This is a genomic window from Pseudomonas sp. LBUM1656 (assembly GCF_059716065.1).
In genome coordinates this window covers 1442280-1462093 of sequence record NZ_CP166800.1, presented here as the reverse complement: position 1 = coordinate 1462093, position 19814 = coordinate 1442280, and the positions used below count along the sequence as shown (strand labels likewise).

The 19814-nt window shown below is 60.6% G+C and carries 17 protein-coding genes; 9 read left to right on the top strand and 8 right to left on the bottom strand.

What is annotated here, in order from left to right; all coding sequences use genetic code 11:
* Positions 1–30 precede the first annotated feature (30 nt).
* Positions 31–639, bottom strand: a complete 609-nt coding sequence (locus ACA072_RS06460; RefSeq protein WP_497623668.1) for a LemA family protein — start codon at positions 637–639, stop codon at positions 31–33.
* 238 nt (positions 640–877) lie between these two features.
* On the opposite strand from ACA072_RS06460, the gene bglX reads away from it, so the two are divergent.
* Positions 878–3169, top strand: a complete 2292-nt coding sequence (gene bglX / locus ACA072_RS06455; protein WP_497623667.1) for a beta-glucosidase BglX — start codon at positions 878–880, stop codon at positions 3167–3169.
* Between the two features lie 124 nt (positions 3170–3293).
* Here the strand turns inward: bglX and ACA072_RS06450 are convergent, their stop codons facing one another.
* The 5 genes from ACA072_RS06450 to ACA072_RS06430 all read right to left on the bottom strand — a co-directional run bounded on the left by ACA072_RS06450 (position 3294) and on the right by ACA072_RS06430 (position 7715).
* Positions 3294–4451, bottom strand: coding sequence for a phospholipase D-like domain-containing protein (locus ACA072_RS06450; protein ID WP_497623666.1), 1158 nt, complete (start codon positions 4449–4451; stop codon positions 3294–3296).
* 1 nt (position 4452) lies between these two features.
* Positions 4453–5043, bottom strand: coding sequence for a YceI family protein (locus tag ACA072_RS06445; protein ID WP_497623665.1), 591 nt, complete (start codon positions 5041–5043; stop codon positions 4453–4455).
* A gap of 209 nt (positions 5044–5252) precedes the next feature.
* Positions 5253–5579 carry an amidase gene (locus ACA072_RS06440; protein ID WP_497623664.1) on the bottom strand — a complete coding sequence of 109 codons (327 nt, stop codon included), beginning with the start codon at positions 5577–5579 and terminating at the stop codon, positions 5253–5255.
* Positions 5576–6670 (bottom strand): serine hydrolase domain-containing protein, encoded by a 1095-nt coding sequence (locus ACA072_RS06435; RefSeq protein WP_497623663.1) that lies wholly within the window; start codon positions 6668–6670, stop codon positions 5576–5578. The genes ACA072_RS06440 and ACA072_RS06435 overlap by 4 nt, the downstream gene beginning before the upstream one ends.
* 157 nt (positions 6671–6827) lie before the next feature.
* Positions 6828–7715 (bottom strand): acyl-CoA dehydrogenase middle domain-containing protein, encoded by an 888-nt coding sequence (locus ACA072_RS06430; protein ID WP_497623662.1) that lies wholly within the window; start codon positions 7713–7715, stop codon positions 6828–6830.
* 155 nt (positions 7716–7870) lie between these two features.
* On the opposite strand from ACA072_RS06430, the gene olsB reads away from it, so the two are divergent.
* Complete coding sequence (gene olsB / locus ACA072_RS06425) at positions 7871–8626, top strand: L-ornithine N(alpha)-acyltransferase (RefSeq protein ID WP_208671639.1); 756 nt, start codon at positions 7871–7873, stop codon at positions 8624–8626.
* Positions 8626–9417, top strand: coding sequence for a lysophospholipid acyltransferase family protein (locus tag ACA072_RS06420; protein WP_497623661.1), 792 nt, complete (start codon positions 8626–8628; stop codon positions 9415–9417). The genes olsB and ACA072_RS06420 overlap by 1 nt, the downstream gene beginning before the upstream one ends.
* A gap of 126 nt (positions 9418–9543) precedes the next feature.
* On the opposite strand, the gene ACA072_RS06415 is transcribed toward ACA072_RS06420, so the two are convergent.
* A complete protein-coding gene (locus tag ACA072_RS06415; RefSeq protein WP_497623660.1) occupies positions 9544–10122 on the bottom strand; it encodes an acyl carrier protein phosphodiesterase in 579 nt (192 codons plus the stop codon).
* Positions 10123–10293: 171 nt separating this feature from the next.
* Here ACA072_RS06415 and ACA072_RS06410 point away from each other — a divergent pair, with 171 nt between their 5' ends.
* From ACA072_RS06410 to ACA072_RS06400, 3 genes are read left to right on the top strand one after another with little or no spacing between them, the layout of a single operon-like run.
* A complete protein-coding gene (locus ACA072_RS06410; protein WP_010462509.1) occupies positions 10294–10614 on the top strand; it encodes an ArsR/SmtB family transcription factor in 321 nt (106 codons plus the stop codon).
* A gap of 3 nt (positions 10615–10617) precedes the next feature.
* The gene (locus ACA072_RS06405; protein WP_497623659.1) at positions 10618–11784 is read left to right on the top strand and encodes an MFS transporter; all 1167 of its coding nucleotides are present in this window, start codon (positions 10618–10620) and stop codon (positions 11782–11784) included.
* A gap of 23 nt (positions 11785–11807) precedes the next feature.
* A complete protein-coding gene (locus ACA072_RS06400) occupies positions 11808–12857 on the top strand; it encodes an alkene reductase (protein ID WP_497623658.1) in 1050 nt (349 codons plus the stop codon).
* A gap of 248 nt (positions 12858–13105) precedes the next feature.
* On the opposite strand, the gene emhR is transcribed toward ACA072_RS06400, so the two are convergent.
* The gene (gene emhR, locus ACA072_RS06395; RefSeq protein ID WP_497316111.1) at positions 13106–13738 is read right to left on the bottom strand and encodes an efflux system transcriptional repressor EmhR; all 633 of its coding nucleotides are present in this window, start codon (positions 13736–13738) and stop codon (positions 13106–13108) included.
* A 265-nt stretch (positions 13739–14003) separates the two neighbouring features.
* On the opposite strand from emhR, the gene emhA reads away from it, so the two are divergent.
* From emhA to emhC, 3 genes are read left to right on the top strand one after another with little or no spacing between them, the layout of a single operon-like run.
* Positions 14004–15161: an efflux RND transporter periplasmic adaptor subunit EmhA gene (gene emhA / locus ACA072_RS06390; RefSeq protein WP_497623657.1), complete on the top strand. Its 1158-nt coding sequence runs from the start codon at positions 14004–14006 to the stop codon at positions 15159–15161.
* Between the two features lie 3 nt (positions 15162–15164).
* The gene (gene emhB / locus ACA072_RS06385; RefSeq protein ID WP_497623656.1) at positions 15165–18314 is read left to right on the top strand and encodes an efflux RND transporter permease subunit EmhB; all 3150 of its coding nucleotides are present in this window, start codon (positions 15165–15167) and stop codon (positions 18312–18314) included.
* Positions 18311–19771 carry an efflux RND transporter outer membrane subunit EmhC gene (gene emhC / locus ACA072_RS06380; RefSeq protein WP_497623655.1) on the top strand — a complete coding sequence of 487 codons (1461 nt, stop codon included), beginning with the start codon at positions 18311–18313 and terminating at the stop codon, positions 19769–19771. Before emhB ends, emhC begins: the two co-directional genes overlap by 4 nt.
* Positions 19772–19814 lie beyond the last annotated feature (43 nt).

Genomic DNA, 19814 nt, shown 5'->3' with positions numbered 1-19814 from the left:
AACCTCATCCGTGGTGATGCGTCAAGCCGATCAGAACTTCACTTCAGGCGCTTTTTCAGCATTGGGGCTGGTGGCCTCGAAGGTTTCGCGGATCGGCAGATCGCTGTACATCACGGTGTGCCACAGGCGACCCGGGAAAGTGCGAATTTCGGTGTTGTACTTCTGCACCGCGAGGATAAAGTCGCGACGCGCCACGGCGATGCGGTTCTCGGTGCCTTCGAGCTGCGATTGCAACGCGAGGAAATTCTGGTTGGCCTTGAGGTCCGGGTAACGCTCGGACACCACCATCAAACGGCTCAAGGCACCGGTCAGCTGATCCTGCGCTTGCTGGAACTGCTTGAGTTTTTCCGGGTTGTCCAGGGTGCTGGCATCCACCTTAATCGACGTCGCCTTGGCCCGGGCTTCGATCACCGCGGTCAGGGTTTCCTCTTCGTGCTTGGCGTAGCCCTTGACGGTTTCCACCAGGTTGGGGATCAGGTCGGCGCGGCGCTGGTACTGGTTCTGCACCTGGCCCCAGGCGGACTTGGCCTGTTCGTCGAGGGTCGGAATGTTGTTGATGCCGCAGCCGGCCAGCAGCGTGGTGAGCAACATCAAGGCTGCAACCTGCAGGCTCGACCGATAGTGGTGTCGTACATTCATCTGGTTGACGCTCCCTTGCACATTCCGTTGAAAAACAACCCGCAACCTTCTGAGCGGTCTGTTGGGGCATAATCTGCCGCCGCCACTGGATTGCATCGAGCCAATGGGCTAAAAGATGCCCCAGCGCTAAAACACTGCGCAAGTGTGCATGCATTTACCTGAACAACAATAGTCGCTCCCTAAATTTTGGCTGACCGGCGCGTATTCACTGCCGTTTAGGCCTTTGAGAAAACTATTCATGAAGAACCTGTGTTTGCTGGGCCTGTTCGTCAGCCTGGCCAGTCATACCGTATTGGCCGCCACGACGCCCGCACCTCTAGAGAACAAGGACGCTTTCATCACTGACCTGATGAAGCAGATGACCCTCGATGAAAAGATCGGCCAGTTGCGCCTGATCAGCATCGGCCCGGAAATGCCTCGGGAGATGATCCGCAAGGAAATCGCCGCGGGCAACATCGGCGGTACGTTCAACTCGATCACGCGCCCGGAAAACCGTCCGATGCAGGACGCGGCCATGCGCAGCCGGTTGAAGATCCCGATGTTCTTCGCCTATGACGTGATCCACGGTCACCGCACGATTTTCCCGATTCCGCTGGCTCTGGCCTCTAGCTGGGACATGGACGCCATCGGCCTGTCCGGGCGCATTGCCGCCAAGGAAGCTGCGTCGGACGGCGTCGACCTCACCTTCGCGCCAATGGTCGACATCTCCCGTGACCCACGCTGGGGCCGCACGTCCGAAGGCTTCGGCGAAGACACTTACCTGGTGTCGCGCATTGCCGGCGTCATGGTCCGGGCCTTCCAGGGCACCGGCGCGAACGCGGCCGACAGCATCATGGCCAGCGTCAAGCACTTCGCGTTATACGGCGCGGTCGAGGGCGGTCGCGACTACAACGTCGTCGACATGAGCCCGGTCAAGATGTACCAGGACTACCTGCCACCGTACCGCGCCGCGATTGACGCGGGTGCTGGCAGCGTCATGGTTGCGCTGAACTCGATCAACGGCGTGCCGGCCACCGCCAACACCTGGCTGATGAACGACCTGTTGCGCAAGGACTGGGGCTTCAAAGGCCTGGCGGTCAGCGACCATGGTGCGATTTTCGAACTGATCAAGCATGGCGTTGCCGCTGACGGTCGCGAAGCTGCGAAGCTGGCGATCAAGGCCGGCATCCACATGAGCATGAACGACACGCTGTACGGCAAGGAACTGCCAGGGCTGCTGAAGGCGGGCGAGATCCAGCAGAGCGACATCGACAACGCCGTGCGTGCGGTGCTCGACGCCAAGTACGACATGGGCCTGTTCAAAGACCCGTATCTGCGTATCGGCAAGGCTGAAGATGATCCGGCCGACACCAACGCCGACAGCCGCCTGCACCGTGCCGAGGCCCGTGACGTAGCGCGCCGCAGCCTGGTGTTGCTGAAGAATCAGGGCGAAACCCTGCCGCTGAAGAAAACCGCGAAAATCATGCTGGTCGGCCCGTTGGCCAAGGCTCCGATCGACATGATGGGCAGTTGGGCCGCCAACGGTCGCCCTGCCCAATCGGTGACGCTGTTCGACGGGATGACCACCGCACTCGGTGCGCAATCGACACTGATCTACGCCCGTGGCGCCAACATCACCAGCGACAAGAAGGCGCTGGATTACCTGAACTTCCTCAACTTCGATGCCCCGGAAGTGGTGGATGATCCGCGCTCGGCGCAAGTGCTGATCGACGAAGCGGTGAAAGCTGCCAAGGATGCCGATGTGGTCGTCGCCGCCGTCGGTGAGTCACGTGGCATGTCACACGAATCGTCGAGCCGCACCGATCTGAATATTCCGGAAAATCAGCGCGAGCTGATTCGCGCCTTGAAGGCCACCGGCAAACCGCTGGTGCTGGTGTTGATGAACGGACGTCCGCTGTCGATTCTCCAGGAGAAGGAACAGGCCGACGCTATCCTGGAAACCTGGTTCAGCGGCACCGAAGGCGGCAACGCCATCGCTGACGTGCTGTTCGGTGACTACAACCCGTCGGGCAAATTGCCGATCACCATCGCGCGTTCGGTGGGCCAGATTCCGACCTACTACAACCACCTGAGCATTGGCCGGCCGTTCACGCCGGGCAAACCGGGCAACTACACCTCGCAGTATTTCGATGACACCACCGGGCCGCTGTTCCCGTTTGGTTTCGGCCTGAGCTACACCGACTTCAGCCTGACCGACATGGCGTTGTCGTCGACCACGCTGAACAAGACCGGCAAGCTCGACGCCAGCGTGATGGTGAAAAACACCGGCAAGCGTGACGGCGAAACCGTGGTGCAGTTGTACATCCAGGACGTGACCGGCTCGATGATCCGCCCGGTCAAGGAACTGAAGAACTTCCAGAAAGTGATGTTGAAAGCCGGCGAACAGAAAGTCGTGCACTTCACCATCACCGAAGACGACCTTAAGTTCTTCAATGCCCAGCTCAAGTACGCGGCGGAACCAGGCAAGTTCAACGTGCAGATCGGCCTGGATTCCCAGGACGTGACGCAGCAGAGCTTTGAACTGCTTTAACCCCTGCGCGGACTGATCGTTCCCACGCTCTGCGTGGGAATGCAGCCCGTGACGCTCCGCGTCACTGGACGCGGAGCGTCCCTTGAGGCATTCCCACGCAGAGCGTGGGAACGATCTGACGCCACTATCCGCGGCGATCCAGCAGGTTCACCACCAACCGATCCACCCATCCCCACACCCGTTGCTTGACCCGCCGCCACAGCGGTCGGCGTTGCCATTCCTCCAGGCTGACTTCCTGGCTCAACGCAAAATCCTTCTCGAAACTCGCCACCACGGCCCGCGTCAGCCCCGGGTCCAGCGCTTCGAGGTTGGCCTCCAGATTGAAGCGCAGATTCCAGTGATCGAAATTGCACGAGCCGATGCTCACCCAATCATCGATCAAGACCATTTTCAGGTGCAGGAAACACGGCTGGTATTCGAAGATCTTCACCCCGGCCTTGAGCAGTCGCGGGTAGTAGCGGTGCCCGGCGTAGCGCACCGACGGGTGATCGGTGCGCGGCCCGGTCAGCAGCAGACGCACGTCGACGCCCCGGTTGGCGGCCCTGCGCAACGAGCGGCGGACTTTCCAGGTCGGCAGGAAATACGGCGTGGCCAGCCAGATGCGGTGCTGGCCGCTGTTCAGCGCACGAATCAGCGATTGCAGAATGTCGCGGTGCTGGCGGGCGTCGGCATAGGCTACCCGGCCCATGCCCTCGCCCATGGACGGCACGCGTGGCAGACGCGGCAGGCCGAAATGCGACGAGGGTTTCCAGGCGCGGCGATGGCGGTTGGCGATCCATTGCCGATCGAACAGCAGTTGCCAGTCGATGACCAGGGGGCCGGTGATTTCCACCATCACCTCGTGCCATTCGCTGGTGTCCTCGCCCGGCGTCCAGAACTCATCGGTGACGCCCGTTCCGCCGACCACGGCCAGGCTTTGGTCGACCAGTAACAGCTTGCGGTGATCGCGGTAGAAGTTACCGACCCAACGCCGCCAGCTCAGGCGATTGTAGAAGCGCAGCTCCACACCCGCCGCCGTCAGACGCTGACGCAAGGTCAGGGTGAACGCGAGGCTGCCGTAATCATCGAACAGGCAGCGAACCCGCACACCGCGTTCGGCGGCCTGGACCAACGCCTGCACCATGGCCTCGGCACAGGCCCCCGCCTCGACCAGGTACAGTTCCAGCTCGACCTGTTCTTCGGCGCGGGCAATCGCGACCAACATGCGCGGGAAAAACTCCGGGCCATCGATCAGCAGTTCGAAATGGTTACCTTCACGCCAAGGGAAAATTGCCCCGGCCATGTCAGCGCGCCGTGAAAATCAGCACCGCACCCACCGGCACCGACAGACTGATGGCCGACAAACCGGCGACCTTGCGCAAACTTTCCAGCCCCGGTGCCAGATCGAAGTCTTCGGCATTGATGATCAGCGGCTCAAGGGTCACCACCTGGAAGCGTCGGTCATCGAGACGGGTCGCCAGCAGTTCGGCGTTGTATTCGTGGGTTTTACCGTGAAGGTTGACGGTCAGCGGCAAGCGCAGCTCCAGCTGGGCACCGGGCGCGAGGTCGTTGATCGGGCGCAGATCAATCTGCGCGGTGATCAACGCTTCGGGATAGGTCTGGATTTCGAACAGCTCCTTGCGCATGCGTTCATCACGCAGCGGGATGCCGCTGTTCACCGACTCCATCTCGACTTCCACCTCGGCCAGGCCTTTGGGACTGACCTTGCCGTGCAGTACCAGGAAGCGCTGCACTTCGGAGATGTTGGCGTTTTTGGTGCTGACGAACGACAGCCGCGAGGACTCGCCGTCGAGGTACCAATTGGCCTGGGCCGACAACGAAGCGCCGGCCAGCAGCAGGAAGGCGAAGGTTTTGGAAAGGGACCGCTTGAACATAAAGACTCGTGGGGGAAATAAACCTGAGCGAACCTTAACCGCCCGTGAGCCAATTGCATACTTGTAGCAGCTGACGAAGCCTGCGTTCGGCTGCGAAGCAGTCGTGAATTCAGACACATCGGTTTTTCAGGAGGATCTAGGTGGCTGGATTGACGACTGCTGCGCAGCCGAACGCAGGCTTCGCCAGCTGCTACAAAGGTCATTTGTGTTCAGGGAGTCAGGCGGCAACCTTGGCGGTCGCCGATCCATTGCGCGCTGTTGCTGCGGCCCATGCCACTAACCGTCACGCGCTTGCTGGCGGCATCATCGGTGAAGCCGCTGGTCGGCAGCCACTGCTTCACATAGCTGTGGCAATACTCGGCCTGATTGCCCATCACGTACCGGCACGAACAATACTCCTTGGCGGTATAAGCGCTGATGATGTCCGGGAACGCCAGCAGCGCCACCCGCTCCTGCCAGATCCAGCCGAGCAAGGCGACCAGCAATACCAGCAACAACGTGCTGAACGGCCGACGACGCACAAAACTGCGACTCATGGCTGCACCTGCCCGGCAAATGCCTTGAGCGCAAGCTTGAGCAATTCGTTGTGTTGATAGCTCTCATCGCGGTCATCGCCGTAGCGCACGATCAACAGCTTTTCGCTGGGAATCACGTACATCGCCTGGCCCCAATGGCCCAGTGCGGCAAAGGTATCGGCGGGCGCATCGGGCCAAGGTCGGGCGGCACCACCCACCGTACGGTTGAGCCACCAATGACCGCCGGGCACCGCATCGTCCTGATTGGCTTGATAGTGAGCGAAGGGTTCGCGGTTGAAGGCAACCCAATCCTTGGGCAGCAGCTGGCGATCACCCCAGCGCCCGTCTCGCGCCATCAGCAGACCGACGCGCGCCAGGTCGCGGGCGGTGAGGTAGGCATAAGAGGAAGCCACGAAGGTGCCCGTCGCATCGGTTTCCCAGACGGCGTGGCGAATGCCTAACGGCTCGAACAGCGCGGTCCATGGATAGTCCGGGTAACGCACCGGACCGACGATGTTTTTCAGCGCCGCCGACAGCAGGTTGCTGTCACCGCTGGAATACCGAAAGGCCTGGCCGGGCCGCGCGTATTCGTCGTGATCGGCGGTGAACGCCGCCATGTCGTGATGCCCCCGGGTGTAGAGCATGGCCACCACCGAGGACTTCAACGGGGCGTATTCGTAGTCTTCCTGCCAGTCCAGGCCTGAGGCCCAGTGCAGCAGGTCGGCCAGGGTGATCGCCGGGTGTTTTGCCAGCGGCTGATAAAACATCAGCGCCGGGTCCTGGAGCTTGAACAGGCCTTCGCCGTAGGCCACACCGAGGACCGTCGCCATCAGACTTTTGCTGATGGACCAGGTCAGGTGCGGCGTGTCAGCCGTGGTCGGGCCGGCGTAGCGTTCGTAGATTAATTGACCGTCACGGATCACCAGCAAGGCATCGGTGCGGATACCTTGTCGGGTCGCGTCGTCGCGGGGCGGGAAGGCGTAAGTCTCCAGGGCCTGAAGTGCTGGGCCGATGACTTTCGGACCCGTCGACCATTGCTCGGCGGGCCAGTGTTCGGCATGGGCCGTGAGGCTGAGCAGCAGCATGAAGATCAGGGACAAGCCTTTGAACATGGTGGGGGCTCGGAGGGATTGGCTGGGTGAGCCTAGTCGAGGTTGATGACAGTTCTGAAATTTGTGTCGCCCATCAGTCCGTCATCGCGAGCAGGCTCGCTCCCACAGGGGAACGCATTTCAAAATGTGGGAGCGAGCCTGCTCGCGATGAGGCCAGTCAACTCAACGAAGATCCCGCGAGTGCTTTAGCCAATCGCTTACCTCTAGCCCCCGCCGCCAAATCCATCACCGCCTGATCCCGCTGCCACATCGCCGCCCAATGCGGCGGGCCATCGGCCAGTGCCTGATTGATCTCAGCCTTAAGCCCGTCGAATTGCGCAAACAATCCCCCCAGCACCACATGCCCGGCCAGATTGTTCGGCGCTTGCCGGCTGACTTCCGCGCACCCGGCCAGCAGCGCCAGCAATCGCAGAAGCAAGCTTTGTAGCCAGTCACTGTCATGACCGACGCCGTACAGCCACGCCGTCATCGCGCTCAGTACATAAATGTCTTCCAGCGTGCGGAACGGCTTGACGTAGGCATCCCAACCATCCCCCGCGAGCAATTCGCACTGGGCGTTGTCCAGAAACAACCGACCGTGGCTGATGTCCGGCATCAACGGGATCGCCGGGAGTTTTTCCAGGCGCACGCCCGGTTCATCGGGATAGACCACCGCCAGACTCAGGCGCGGACTTTCGCCGGGCGCTTCACTGCGTGCGGCGATCAGCAGCCAGTCGGCCGCATCGCCAGCGGTGACGAAATCCTTGCGCCCGCTCACGCGTAAATCGCTCAGGCGAGTCTGCATGTCCGCCACCCGCAGGCTGCGCTGTTCAGTGGCACACAACGCGCCGAGGCTCGGCGGCGCACTCGGCCAGAGCATGCGCAACGCCGCCTGATACCCCACCAGAAACGCCAGCCCCGGGGTCGCCATCAGCCGCCCGCCGACCACCGCCAGTTCGAACGGCGTGACCGTGCCCAACGTATGCAACAAGGTTGCGAAACCCTCCGCCAGATCCGGATTGGCGGGCAGGCGATCGCGGCGATTCAACAGGTTTTGCCAGGGCATAAGAGGCTCCTTGTGGGCTGTCATATAAGCATCACCAAAGCTTCATGGCGATGACACCGGGGCTACATAGCCTGACTTTGCACAACACGGCTGCATAAAGAAAGTCGACCGGCTTGCAACCCAAGACGGGTGAACAGCCCGCACGGAGATTCCCAATGACTCAGATCGCCCGCATCAGCGACACCGGCAATGAACGCCGCCTGCAAGCCGAACGCCTGGTGGGCGCCGAGGCATTGCAGGAAGCCCAGGCCTTGCGCTTCAACGTCTTCAGCGGCGAGTTCAACGCCAAGCTCAAAGGCGCGGAGCTGGGTCTGGACATGGACGACTATGATGTTCACTGCGCCCACATCGGCGTGCGTGACTTGAACACCGGGCGCTTGGTGGCGACCACCCGTTTGCTCGATCACACGGCGGCCAGCAGCCTGGGCAAGTTCTACAGTGAAGAAGAATTCAGCCTGCACGGTCTGGTGCATTTGAAGGGCCCGATCCTGGAAATCGGTCGCACCTGCGTCGACCCGGCGTATCGCAACGGCGGCACCATCGCGGTGCTTTGGGGTGAACTGGCCGAAGTGTTGAATCAGGGCGGTTACAGCTATTTGATGGGTTGCGCGAGCATTCCGATGCAGGACGGCGGGATTCAGGCCCACGCGATCATGCAGCGTCTGCGTGAGCGTTACCTGTGCACCGAACACCTGCGGGCCGAGCCGAAGAAACCGCTGCCGGTGCTGGACATCCCGTCCAACGTGATCGCCGAAATGCCGCCGCTGCTCAAGGCCTACATGCGTCTGGGCGCGAAGATCTGCGGCGAGCCGTGCTGGGACGAAGACTTCCAGGTCGCCGACGTGTTTATCCTGCTCAAGCGCGATGAGCTTTGCCCACGTTATGCCAAGCACTTCAAGGCGGCGGTCTGATGAGTCGGTTGCGGGTGTACGCGCGAATTGCGCGAGTGCTGGTGGTGGTCGCGCTGGGCTTGAGCATGGCCAGTGTGTTCGGGCTGTTCGAGCGCTTGGGGATTGCTCATTCGATGGTTCGCCGCCAGCGCTGGTCGCGGTTTTTCATGGCGCGGTTGAGCAACGCCCTGCCCTTTCGCGTGACGGTTCACGGTGAACTGCCGAAAGAGCCGATGCTGTGGGTCAGCAATCATGTGTCGTGGACCGACATTCCATTGCTGGGCATGCTCACGCCGATGTCGTTCCTGTCCAAGGCCGAAGTGCGCACCTGGCCGGTGGCCGGCTGGTTGGCAGCCAAGGCCGGCAGCCTGTTTATCCGTCGCGGCTCGGGTGACAGCCAGTTGATTCGCAAACAGATGACGCGCCACCTGGCACAGGAACATCCGCTGCTGATGTTCCCGGAAGGCACCACCACCAATGGACGTTCGTTGCGTACGTTTCATGGCCGCTTGTTGTCGGCGGCGATTGACTCTGAGGTAAAGCTGCAGCCGGTGGCGATTCGGTATCTGCGTGACGGCGAACTCGATTCCCTGGCGCCGTTCATTGGCGATGATGATTTGCTGTCGCACTTGATGCGTTTGTTTACCAATGATCGCGGGGAAGTGGAAATCAAAGTGCTCAAGCCGATTGCTTGCGAAGGTCGCGAGCGTGCGGCGCTGGCGTTCGAGGCGCAGCAGGCGGTGCAGAAGGCGTTGTTTGGGGCGATTCCGCAGGCGCAACCGGAACCGCTGCGGCCCGCGATCGCGGCCTGATATAAATCCCCTGAAGAAACACAAATCCCTGTGGGAGCGGGCTTGCTCGCGAATGCGGTGTATCAGCTGGCATCAATGCTGAATGACACACCGCATTCGCGAGCAAGCCCGCTCCCACAAGGGTATTTAGGGTGTTGGATAGTTCTGGGCGAAATCCTGAAGCTGCGGATAGAACAACCGAAAATCATCGCTCAACGGCTCATACAACAACCGCAATTCCTGCATCGCCCCCGCCAGCTCCTCAGGCCGGGTCAGCCGCCGGGAAATCCCCCGCAGCACCTGCTCCAACACTTCAAACTCCTGATAAGACCCCAACCAGTCATTCGCCACCATGTGCGGCGCGATCCTCGCCAGCCGTTCCGGCAATTGCGTCTCGGTGGACAGCACCCGATACACATCCGAAGTGAACCGCTCCAGTGGCTGGTCCGAGTAGAGCGTCCAGTCCCGCGCCAGGCAGTGGTCGAAAAACACGTCGAGTACGATCCCGGCGTATCGCCGGCGCGTGATGGAAAAACGCGACAACGAGGCATCCACCAACGGGTGGCGGTCGGTAAACACGTCGATGCTGCGATGCAACTGGATGGCCGCTTCGATCTCCGGGTCGAACTGCCCTTGCAGCCGTCCCTTGACGAAATCGCCATACAGACTGCCGAGCCATTGACCGGGGCGCTGGCCACCGAGGTGTAGATGTGCGAGATAATTCATGGGCGCAGCTTAGCACTGCGCCTTTATATGTTCACACCCAGAGTATCGTTATAACCCGATATACCGATTTATGCGGTCGTCAGACCAAAATCATATTGGTATATCGCGAAGTAGCGATTTAAAGTTCGCCTCATCGCGATATAGCGTTTTACTCATCACGAGCCCAAACCCATGACCATCGACCTCGACGAAATAATAAAAGCCCTGGCACACCCAGTACGCCGAGACATTCTCATCTGGCTGAAAGACCCGAAGACCCAGTTCCCGGAACAGATCCATAACCATGAGTACGGCATTTGCGCCGGACAGATCGATCAACGCTGCGGCCTGTCGCAGTCGACCGTGTCCGCCCATCTGGCGACCTTGCAACGTGCGGGGCTGATCAGCAGCCAGAAAGCCGGTCAATGGCATTTCTTCAAACGCAACGAGGACGTGATCCAGGCGTTCCTCGCGGCCATCGTCAAGGAGCTCAGCGCTCCGACAAGGAATTAAACAATGCCCCTCTCGCTCCTCATTCTGGCCTTGAGCGCTTTCGCCATCGGCACCACCGAGTTCGTCATCATGGGCCTGCTGCCCGATGTGGCGGCTGACCTCGGCGTGTCGATCCCCGGCGCGGGCTGGCTGGTGACCGGTTACGCCCTGGGCGTGGCCATCGGTGCGCCGTTCATGGCACTGGCCACTGCCAAATTACCGCGCAAGGCTGCATTGGTAGCGTTGATGGGCATTTTCATCATCGGCAACCTGCTCTGTGCCATGGCCACCGATTACAACGTGCTGATGTTTGCCCGTGTGGTCACCGCCCTCTGCCACGGTGCATTCTTCGGTATCGGCTCGGTGGTGGCGGCAGGTCTCGTCCCGGCGAACAAACGTGCTTCGGCCGTGGCGTTGATGTTCACCGGGCTGACCCTGGCCAACGTGCTCGGCGTCCCGCTGGGCACTGCGCTCGGTCAGGAAGCCGGCTGGCGTTCGACCTTCTGGGCCGTGACGGTGATTGGTGTGATCGCACTGATCGGCCTGATCCGCTTCCTGCCGGCCAAGCGCGATGAAGAGAAACTCGACATGCACGCCGAACTGCGCGCCCTCAAAGGCGCCGGGATCTGGCTGTCGTTAAGCATGACTGCGTTGTTCGCCGCGTCGGTATTCACCCTGTTCACCTACGTCGCCCCGCTGCTCGGCGATGTCACCGGCGTCTCGCCCAAAGGCGTGACCTGGACCCTGATGCTCATCGGCCTGGGCCTGACGGTCGGCAACATCATCGGCGGCAAGCTGGCGGACAAAGGCCTGGCCGCGACGCTGATCGGCGTCTTCATTTCGATGGCCGTGATCTCGACCGTACTGACCTGGACCAGCGTCGCGCTGATCCCTGCCGAAATCACCCTGTTCCTCTGGGCCACCGCGTGCTTCGCCGCCGTGCCCGCCCTGCAAGTGAACGTGGTGACTTACGGCAACGCCGCGCCAAACCTGGTCTCGACCCTGAACATTGGCGCTTTCAACATCGGCAACGCCTTGGGTGCCTGGGTTGGCGGCAGCGTCATCGCCCACGGTTTCGGCCTGACCAGCGTGCCTCTCGCGGCAGCGGCATTGGCGGTACTCGCCCTGCTGGTGACCCTGATTACTTTCCGTCAGCGCGGTAATCCCGAACTGGCTCCTGCGACTAACTGATACCTCACGAGGGTTGTACTGAAATGACGACTATTTTCGATCCAATCAAACTGGGCGACATCGAACTCGCCAACCGCATCATCATGGCGCCACTGACCCGCTGCCGCGCCGACGAAGGGCGTGTGCCGAACGCGCTGATGGCCGAATACTACGTACAACGTGCCTCGGCCGGCCTGATCCTCAGCGAGGCCACGTCGGTTACCCCAATGGGCGTCGGCTACCCGGACACCCCGGGTATCTGGTCCAACGATCAGGTGCGTGGCTGGGCCAACGTGACCAAAGCGATCCACGGCGCCGGCGGCAAGATCTTCCTGCAACTGTGGCACGTCGGCCGGGTTTCCCACGAGTCGTACCTGAACGGTGAAGCGCCGGTCGCACCGAGCGCCATCCAGCCAAAGGGTCACGTCAGCCTGGTTCGCCCATTGGCCGACTACCCGACGCCGCGTGCTCTGGAAACGGCTGAAATCGCCGACATCGTCGACGCTTACCGCACCGGTGCCGAGAACGCCAAGGCCGCCGGTTTCGACGGCGTGGAAATCCACGGCGCCAACGGTTACCTGCTTGATCAGTTCCTGCAAAGCAGCACCAACCAGCGCACCGACCACTACGGCGGCTCCCTGGAAAACCGTGCGCGCCTGTTGCTGGAAGTGACCGACGCCGCAATCGAAGTCTGGGGCGCTGGCCGTGTGGGTGTGCACCTGGCTCCACGTGCCGACTCCCATGACATGGGCGACGACAACCTGGCCGAGACGTTCACTTACGTCGCTCGGGAACTGGGCAAGCGTGGCATCGCCTTTATCTGCTCCCGCGAGAAAGAAGCCGGCGACAGCCTCGGCCCACAACTCAAGGAAGCCTTCGGCGGCCCGTACATCGTTAACGAACGTTTCACCAAGGACAGCGCCAACGCCTGGCTGGCCAGCGGCAAGGCTGATGCGGTCGCCTTCGGTGTGCCGTTCATTGCCAACCCTGACCTGCCGGCACGCTTGAAGGCTGATGCGCCGCTTAACGAAGCGCGTCCAGAGCTGTTCTACGCGAAGGGCCCGGTGGGTTACATCGACTACCCAGTGATGTAAACATCGCCCTTGAAATGCAAAAGCCCCGACTCGAAAGAGCCGGGGCTTTTTACTGCAGCATGGTTATTCACATGGCTTCACACCGATTCACACGCGCGACACAAAATCCCTACAAAATACGGAGTTCGCTACCTTTCAACCTGGCGACTGTGCGGTTATAAAAGCACCCCATTGCAATAAGGCGAACATTGAAGGGATTAACGCTCGCCTAATGGTTGACATAACCGGATCCAATTACGCATTTTGTTTCATTTGCGCAGACTGGGGCTCAGACGCAGCATGTCCAACCCTGCATTGACCCAACGCTCGGCTTCGGTGTGCAGTTGAAAACTGTCGGGGGCCAATAGCCACTGGTACAACATGCCATCGATGTAGGCATGCAGGCTGATGGCCGCGCGGGCCGTGTCGAGGTCTTCGGGCATCTGCCCCCGATTCACCGCATTACTCAGGGCCAGGGCGATTCGCACGTTGCAATCGAGGCTGACCTCACGACGTTGCTGACGCAGGTCGCACATTTCATCGGTGAATTCGCACTTATGAAACAAAATCTCATTGATGCGTCGGGTTTTCGGGTCCAGGGCAACTTGATGAAACAAATGAATCAGCAGTTTGCGCATGCAGCCCAGCGGATCGAGTTCATCTTCACTTTCACTGGCCCTGGCCATTTCATCCAGCGGCTCTTTCAAGCTGTCCAGCATGGCCTGCACCAGATCCGCCTTGTTGCTGAAATGCCAGTAGATGGCTCCGCGAGTCACGCCGGCCAGGGTCGCGATGTCCGCCAGCGTCGTACGCGCCACGCCCCTTTCATAAAAGGCTTTCTCTGCCGCTTCCAGAATCTGGCTGCGGGTTTCCTGAGCTTCCTCTTTGGTACGACGGACCATGGCAGTAAAACCTCAATCAGGATGCTTCAGCGATGTCTGAACAGCCGCTGAACAAAAGTGGGGCGAGCGCTCTCGGGTCTCGTCCCCGGCTTACAATTCGAACCTTTGACGGGCGTAGGTAACAGGGTGGATACGCAGTCAAGGTGTTTACAAACAACCATGAACGTAAGTATATTCCTTAGCAAGCTACTTATCCACCCGGCACTCATTTTTTACCCTTCCACATTTCTTGTGCGTTTCTTGCGCGCCTGACCCGAGGATTTTCATGCAATTCAAGCCAGCCGTTACCGCTCTGGTCGCCGCCGTCGCCCTCGCATCACTGCTCAGCGGATGCAAAAAGGAAGAAGCGGCACCCGCCGCACCGCCTCCTCAGGTCGGCGTGGTTACCCTGCAACCTCAAGCCTTCACCCTGACGTCCGAGCTTCCGGGGCGCACCAGTGCGTTCCGTATTGCCGAAGTTCGCCCGCAGGTCAACGGCATCATTCTCAAGCGCCTGTTCAAGGAAGGCGGTGACGTCAAGGCCGGCCAGCAGCTGTATCAGATCGATCCGTCTGTCTATGACGCTACGCTGAAAAGCGCCGAAGCCAACCTGCAACAGACGAAGTCGATCTCTGATCGCTACAAGCAGCTGGTCAACGAACAGGCTGTCAGCCGTCAGGAATACGACACAGCCGTGGCCAACCGCATGCAATCGGAAGCCGCGCTGCAAACCGCTCAGATCAATGTGCGCTACACCAAGGTCTACGCGCCGATTGCCGGCCGCATCGGTCGCTCGAACGTGACCGAGGGTGCGCTGGTCAGCAACGGCCAGGTCGATGCCATGGCGGTGATCCAGCAACTTGACCCGATTTACGTCGACGTCACCCAGTCTTCGGTCGAGCTGCTTGAGCTGCGTCGCGAACTGGAAAGCGGTCGCCTGCAAAAGGCTGGCGACACGGCAGCGGCGGTCAAGCTGACCCTCGAAGACGGCAGCCAGTACAAACAGGAAGGCAAACTTGAGTTCTCCGAAGTCTCGGTTGATCAGACCACCGGCTCCGTGACCTTGCGTGCAGTGTTCCCGAACCCGGATCACACGCTGCTTCCAGGCATGTTCGTGCACGCCCAGCTCAAAGCCGGTGTGAACGCCGCCGCGATTCTGGCGCCGCAACAAGGCGTGACTCGCGACCTCAAAGGTACGCCGACCGCACTGGTCGTCGGTCCGGACAACAAGGTTGAACTGCGTCAGCTCAAGGCCAGCCGCACCGTCGGTAGCCAATGGCTGATCGAAGACGGCCTGAAGGCAGGCGATCGCCTGATCACCGAAGGACTGCAATTCGTCAAACCTGGCATCGAAGTCAAAGCCAGTGAAGCGACTAACGTTGGCGCAAAGAACCCGGCCCCCGCACAGGCAGCTGAAAAGGCTTCCAGCGGCAAAGGGGAGTAAACCATGTCGAAATTCTTTATCGACCGTCCGATTTTCGCCTGGGTAATTGCCCTGGTGATCATGCTGGTCGGGGCACTATCGATCCTCAAACTCCCGATCAACCAATACCCGAGCATTGCGCCTCCGGCCATTGCGATCCAGGTAACCTACCCAGGCGCTTCCGCACAAACCGTGCAGGACACCGTGGTCCAGGTCATCGAACAACAGCTCAACGGTATCGATAACCTGCGTTATGTCTCCTCGGAAAGTAACTCCGACGGCAGCATGACCATCACCGCGACCTTCGAGCAGGGCACCAACTCCGATACCGCGCAGGTTCAGGTCCAGAACAAACTGAACCTGGCCACCCCGCTGCTGCCGCAAGAAGTGCAGCAACAGGGTATCCGCGTGACCAAGTCAGTGAAGAACTTCCTGATGGTGATCGGCGTGGTGTCGCGCGACGGCAGCATGACCAAGGACGACCTGTCCAACTACATCGTGTCGAACATGCAGGACCCGATCTCGCGGACCGCCGGTGTCGGTGACTTCCAGGTCTTCGGTTCCCAGTACGCGATGCGGGTCTGGCTCGACCCGGCCAAGCTGAACAACTTCAACCTGACGCCCGTGGACGTGAAAGCAGCCATCGCGGCGCAGAACATCCAGGTGTCCTCAGGTCAACTGGGCGGTCTGCCAGCTGCGCCCGGCCAGCAGTTGAACGCCACCATCATCGGCAAGACTCGTCTGCAGACCGCCGAGCAGTTCAACAAGATCCTGCTCAAGGTCAACAAGGACGGTTCGCAAGTGCGTCTGTCCGATGTCGCCGACGTAGGTTTGGGTGGTGAAAACTACAGCATCAATGCTCAGTTCAACGGTGCACCGGCTTCCGGCCTGGCGGTGAAACTGGCCAACGGTGCCAACGCCCTCGACACGGCAAAAGCACTGCGCAACACCATCAACACGCTCAAGCCGTTCTTCCCGCAAGGTATGGAAGTGGTCTTCCCGTACGACACCACGCCGGTGGTGACCGAGTCGATCAAGGGTGTGGTTGAAACCCTGGTCGAAGCGATCGTGCTGGTGTTCCTGGTGATGTTCCTGTTCCTGCAAAACTTCCGTGCCACCGTCATCACCACGATGACGGTGCCGGTGGTATTGCTGGGTACGTTCGGCATCCTCGCGGCGTTCGGTTTCAGCATCAACACCCTGACCATGTTCGGTATGGTGCTGGCCATCGGTTTGCTGGTGGACGATGCCATTGTTGTGGTGGAAAACGTCGAACGGGTCATGAGCGAAGAAGGCCTGTCACCCAAGGAGGCCACCAAGAAATCCATGGGGCAGATCCAGGGTGCGCTGGTCGGTATCGCCCTGGTGCTGTCGGCGGTACTGCTGCCGATGGCCTTCTTCAGCGGTTCCACGGGCGTGATCTACAAGCAATTCTCGATCACCATCGTGTCGGCCATGGCGCTGTCCGTGATGGTCGCATTGATCTTCACCCCGGCCCTTTGCGCCACCATGCTCAAGGCAATTCCGAAAGGCGAGCACGGCACACCGAAACGCGGCTTCTTCGGCTGGTTCAACCGCAGCTTTGACCGTGGCGTCAAAAGCTACGAGCGTGGCGTGGGCAACATGCTGACGCACAAGGCGCCGTACCTGCTGGCGTACCTGATCATTGTCGTCGGCATGATCTGGCTGTTCACCCGCATTCCAACGGCGTTCCTGCCAGAAGAAGACCAGGGCGTGTTGTTCGCCCAGGTGCAGACCCCGGCCGGTTCCAGCGCCCAGCGCACGCAGGTGGTGATCGATGAGATGCGCTCCTACCTGCTGGATAAGGAATCGAGCGCTGTAGCCTCGGTGTTTACCGTCAACGGTTTCAACTTCGCCGGTCGTGGCCAAAGCTCGGGCCTGGCGTTCATCATGCTCAAGCCGTGGGATCAGCGGGATGCGGAAAACAGCGTGTTCAAACTCGCCGCCCGCGCCCAGCAGCACTTCTTCACCTTCCGCGATGCCATGGTGTTTGCCTTCGCGCCACCGGCGGTACTGGAGTTGGGTAATGCCACCGGTTTCGACGTGTTCCTGCAAGACCGTGCCGGTATCGGTCACGACAAGTTGATGGAGGCTCGCAACCAGTTCCTCGGCATGGCGGCGCAGAGCAAGGTGCTCTATCAGGTGCGTCCGAACGGCCTGAACGACGAACCGCAATACCAGTTGGAAATCGACGACGAGAAGGCCAGCGCATTGGGCCTGACCCTCACCGACATCAACAGCACCCTGTCGATTGCCTTGGGCAGTAGCTACGTCAACGACTTCATCGACCGTGGTCGGGTGAAGAAAGTCTACGTGCAGGGTCAACCCAATTCGCGGATGAGCCCGGAAGACATCAAGAAATGGTATGTGCGTAATGCCGCAGGGACCATGGTGCCCTTCTCGGCCTTCGCCAAGGGCGAGTGGATCTACGGGGCGCCGAAGCTCTCGCGTTACAACGGCGTAGAAGCAATGGAAATCCTCGGCTCCCCGGCGCCGGGCTACTCCACCGGTGAAGCCATGGCGGAAGTCGAGGCCCTGGCCAAGAAACTGCCGGCCGGTGTCGGTATTTCCTGGACCGGTCTGTCGTACGAAGAACGGCTGTCCGGCTCACAAGCGCCGGCGCTGTACGCGTTGTCGCTGCTGATGGTGTTCCTGTGCCTGGCGGCGCTGTACGAAAGCTGGTCGATTCCGATCGCGGTGATGCTGGTGGTTCCGCTGGGGATCATCGGGGCACTGTTGGCCACCAGTCTGCGGGGACTCTCCAACGACGTTTACTTCCAGGTGGGCCTGTTGACAACCATCGGTCTGGCAGCGAAAAACGCCATTCTGATTGTCGAGTTCGCCAAGGAGCTGCATGAGCAAGGGCGCAGCCTGCGCGAAGCGGCGATCGAAGCGTGCCGGATGCGTTTGCGGCCGATCATCATGACCTCGCTCGCCTTCGTCCTCGGCGTAGTACCGCTGGCGATTTCCACGGGCGCAGGCTCAGGTAGCCAGCATGCAATCGGTACAGGCGTTATTGGCGGTATGATCACCGCCACGGTCCTGGCGATCTTCTGGGTCCCACTGTTCTTCGTTACCGTGTCATCCATTGGCCAGCGCAAAAAAGCCGACCAGGACGACGCAATTGAACCTTCTAAAGAGGCTGGCCAATGAGCAAGTCGCTACTCTCCATCGCAGTCGCCGCCTTCGTGCTGAGCGGCTGCTCGCTGATCCCCGATTATCAGCAGCCTGAAGCACCGGTGGCAGCGCAATACCCGCAAGGCCCGGCGTACTCGCCGGCCCAGGCGCCTGCACAGGCCGCCGCTGAACAGGGCTGGAAGCAGTTTTTCCATGACCCGGCACTGCAACAGCTGATTCAGGTTTCACTGGAAAACAACCGTGACCTGCGTGTTGCGGCCCTGAACATCGACGCCTTTGCGGCTCAGTACCGCATCCAGCGTGCCGATCTGTTCCCGGCGGTTTCGGCCAATGGCACCGGCAGCCGTCAGCGCGTTCCGGCTGACATGTCGCAGACCGGTCAAGCCGGCATCACCAGTTCCTACTCGGCTACAGTCGGCATCAGCGCCTATGAACTCGACCTGTTCGGTCGGGTTCGCAGCCTCAGTGAAGAAGCCCTGCAGAAGTACTTCGCCACTGAAGAAGGTCGTCGCAGCACGCAGATTAGCCTGGTGGCCAGCGTGGCCAATGCCTACCTGACCTGGCAGGCTGACAAGGAATTGCTGAAGCTGACCCAGGACACCCTCGGTGCGTTCGAGGAGAGCTACAAGCTCACCTCGCGCAGCAACGAAGTCGGTGTCGCCTCGGCCCTGGACCTGGCCCAGTCGCGTACCTCGGTGGAAAACGCCCGGGCGCAATTGGCCAAGTACACCCGTCAGGTCGCGCAGGACGAAAACAGCCTGGTGCTGTTGCTCGGCACCGGTATTCCGGCCAATCTGCAAGCCGCCAAGCCACTGGCTGACGACCTGCTGAGCGATGTGCCGGCCGGTCTGCCATCGGACTTGCTGCAACGTCGCCCGGATATCCTCCAGGCCGAGTACAACCTGAAAGCGGCCAACGCCAACATCGGCGCGGCACGGGCGGCGTTCTTCCCGAGCATCAGCCTGACGGCCAATGCCGGGACCTTGAGCCCGGACCTGTCCGGTCTGTTCAAGGGCGGTTCGGGCACCTGGCTGTTCTCGCCGCAGATCAACCTGCCGATCTTCAACGCCGGCAGCCTGCGCGCCAGCCTGGATTACTCGAAAATCCAGAAAGACATCGGCGTGGCGAACTACGAGAAGTCCATTCAAACGGCCTTCCAGGAAGTCGCCGACGGCCTGGCCGCCCGCCAGACCTACACCGATCAATTGCAGGCGCAGCGCGATTTCGTCACCGCCAACCAGGACTACTACCGTCTGGCCGAGCGTCGCTACCGCATTGGTGTCGACAGCAACCTGACCTTCCTCGACGCCCAGCGTCAGCTGTTCAGTGCGCAACAAGTGCTGATTACTGACCGCCTGGCGCAGCTGGTCAGTGCGGTCAATCTGTACAAGGCACTGGGTGGTGGCTGGAACGAGCAGACGGCGAAAGTCGAACCGCTGAAAGAAGAAGCGCCGAAGATGAGAATGTTCTGATAGCGCTGCTTTAAACACGAAGCCCACCTTTTGGTGGGCTTTT

What these genes read in the sequence shown, in the direction of transcription:
- ACA072_RS06420 (WP_497623661.1), top strand. Translation starts at nt 8,626, where the DNA reads ATGAGTCGGTTGCGGGTGTACGCGCGAATTGCGCGAGTGCTGGTGGTG.
- ACA072_RS06440 (WP_497623664.1), bottom strand. Translation starts at nt 5,579, where the DNA reads ATGAGTCGCAGTTTTGTGCGTCGTCGGCCGTTCAGCACGTTGTTGCTG.
- ACA072_RS06450 (WP_497623666.1), bottom strand. Translation starts at nt 4,451, where the DNA reads ATGGCCGGGGCAATTTTCCCTTGGCGTGAAGGTAACCATTTCGAACTG.
- ACA072_RS06415 (WP_497623660.1), bottom strand. Translation starts at nt 10,122, where the DNA reads ATGAATTATCTCGCACATCTACACCTCGGTGGCCAGCGCCCCGGTCAA.
- emhC (WP_497623655.1), top strand. Translation starts at nt 18,311, where the DNA reads ATGAGCAAGTCGCTACTCTCCATCGCAGTCGCCGCCTTCGTGCTGAGC.
- ACA072_RS06405 (WP_497623659.1), top strand. Translation starts at nt 10,618, where the DNA reads ATGCCCCTCTCGCTCCTCATTCTGGCCTTGAGCGCTTTCGCCATCGGC.
- olsB (WP_208671639.1), top strand. Translation starts at nt 7,871, where the DNA reads ATGACTCAGATCGCCCGCATCAGCGACACCGGCAATGAACGCCGCCTG.
- ACA072_RS06460 (WP_497623668.1), bottom strand. Translation starts at nt 639, where the DNA reads ATGAATGTACGACACCACTATCGGTCGAGCCTGCAGGTTGCAGCCTTG.
- emhB (WP_497623656.1), top strand. Translation starts at nt 15,165, where the DNA reads ATGTCGAAATTCTTTATCGACCGTCCGATTTTCGCCTGGGTAATTGCC.
- ACA072_RS06410 (WP_010462509.1), top strand. Translation starts at nt 10,294, where the DNA reads ATGACCATCGACCTCGACGAAATAATAAAAGCCCTGGCACACCCAGTA.
- emhR (WP_497316111.1), bottom strand. Translation starts at nt 13,738, where the DNA reads ATGGTCCGTCGTACCAAAGAGGAAGCTCAGGAAACCCGCAGCCAGATT.
- ACA072_RS06445 (WP_497623665.1), bottom strand. Translation starts at nt 5,043, where the DNA reads ATGTTCAAGCGGTCCCTTTCCAAAACCTTCGCCTTCCTGCTGCTGGCC.
- ACA072_RS06435 (WP_497623663.1), bottom strand. Translation starts at nt 6,670, where the DNA reads ATGTTCAAAGGCTTGTCCCTGATCTTCATGCTGCTGCTCAGCCTCACG.
- emhA (WP_497623657.1), top strand. Translation starts at nt 14,004, where the DNA reads ATGCAATTCAAGCCAGCCGTTACCGCTCTGGTCGCCGCCGTCGCCCTC.
- ACA072_RS06430 (WP_497623662.1), bottom strand. Translation starts at nt 7,715, where the DNA reads ATGCCCTGGCAAAACCTGTTGAATCGCCGCGATCGCCTGCCCGCCAAT.
- bglX (WP_497623667.1), top strand. Translation starts at nt 878, where the DNA reads ATGAAGAACCTGTGTTTGCTGGGCCTGTTCGTCAGCCTGGCCAGTCAT.
- ACA072_RS06400 (WP_497623658.1), top strand. Translation starts at nt 11,808, where the DNA reads ATGACGACTATTTTCGATCCAATCAAACTGGGCGACATCGAACTCGCC.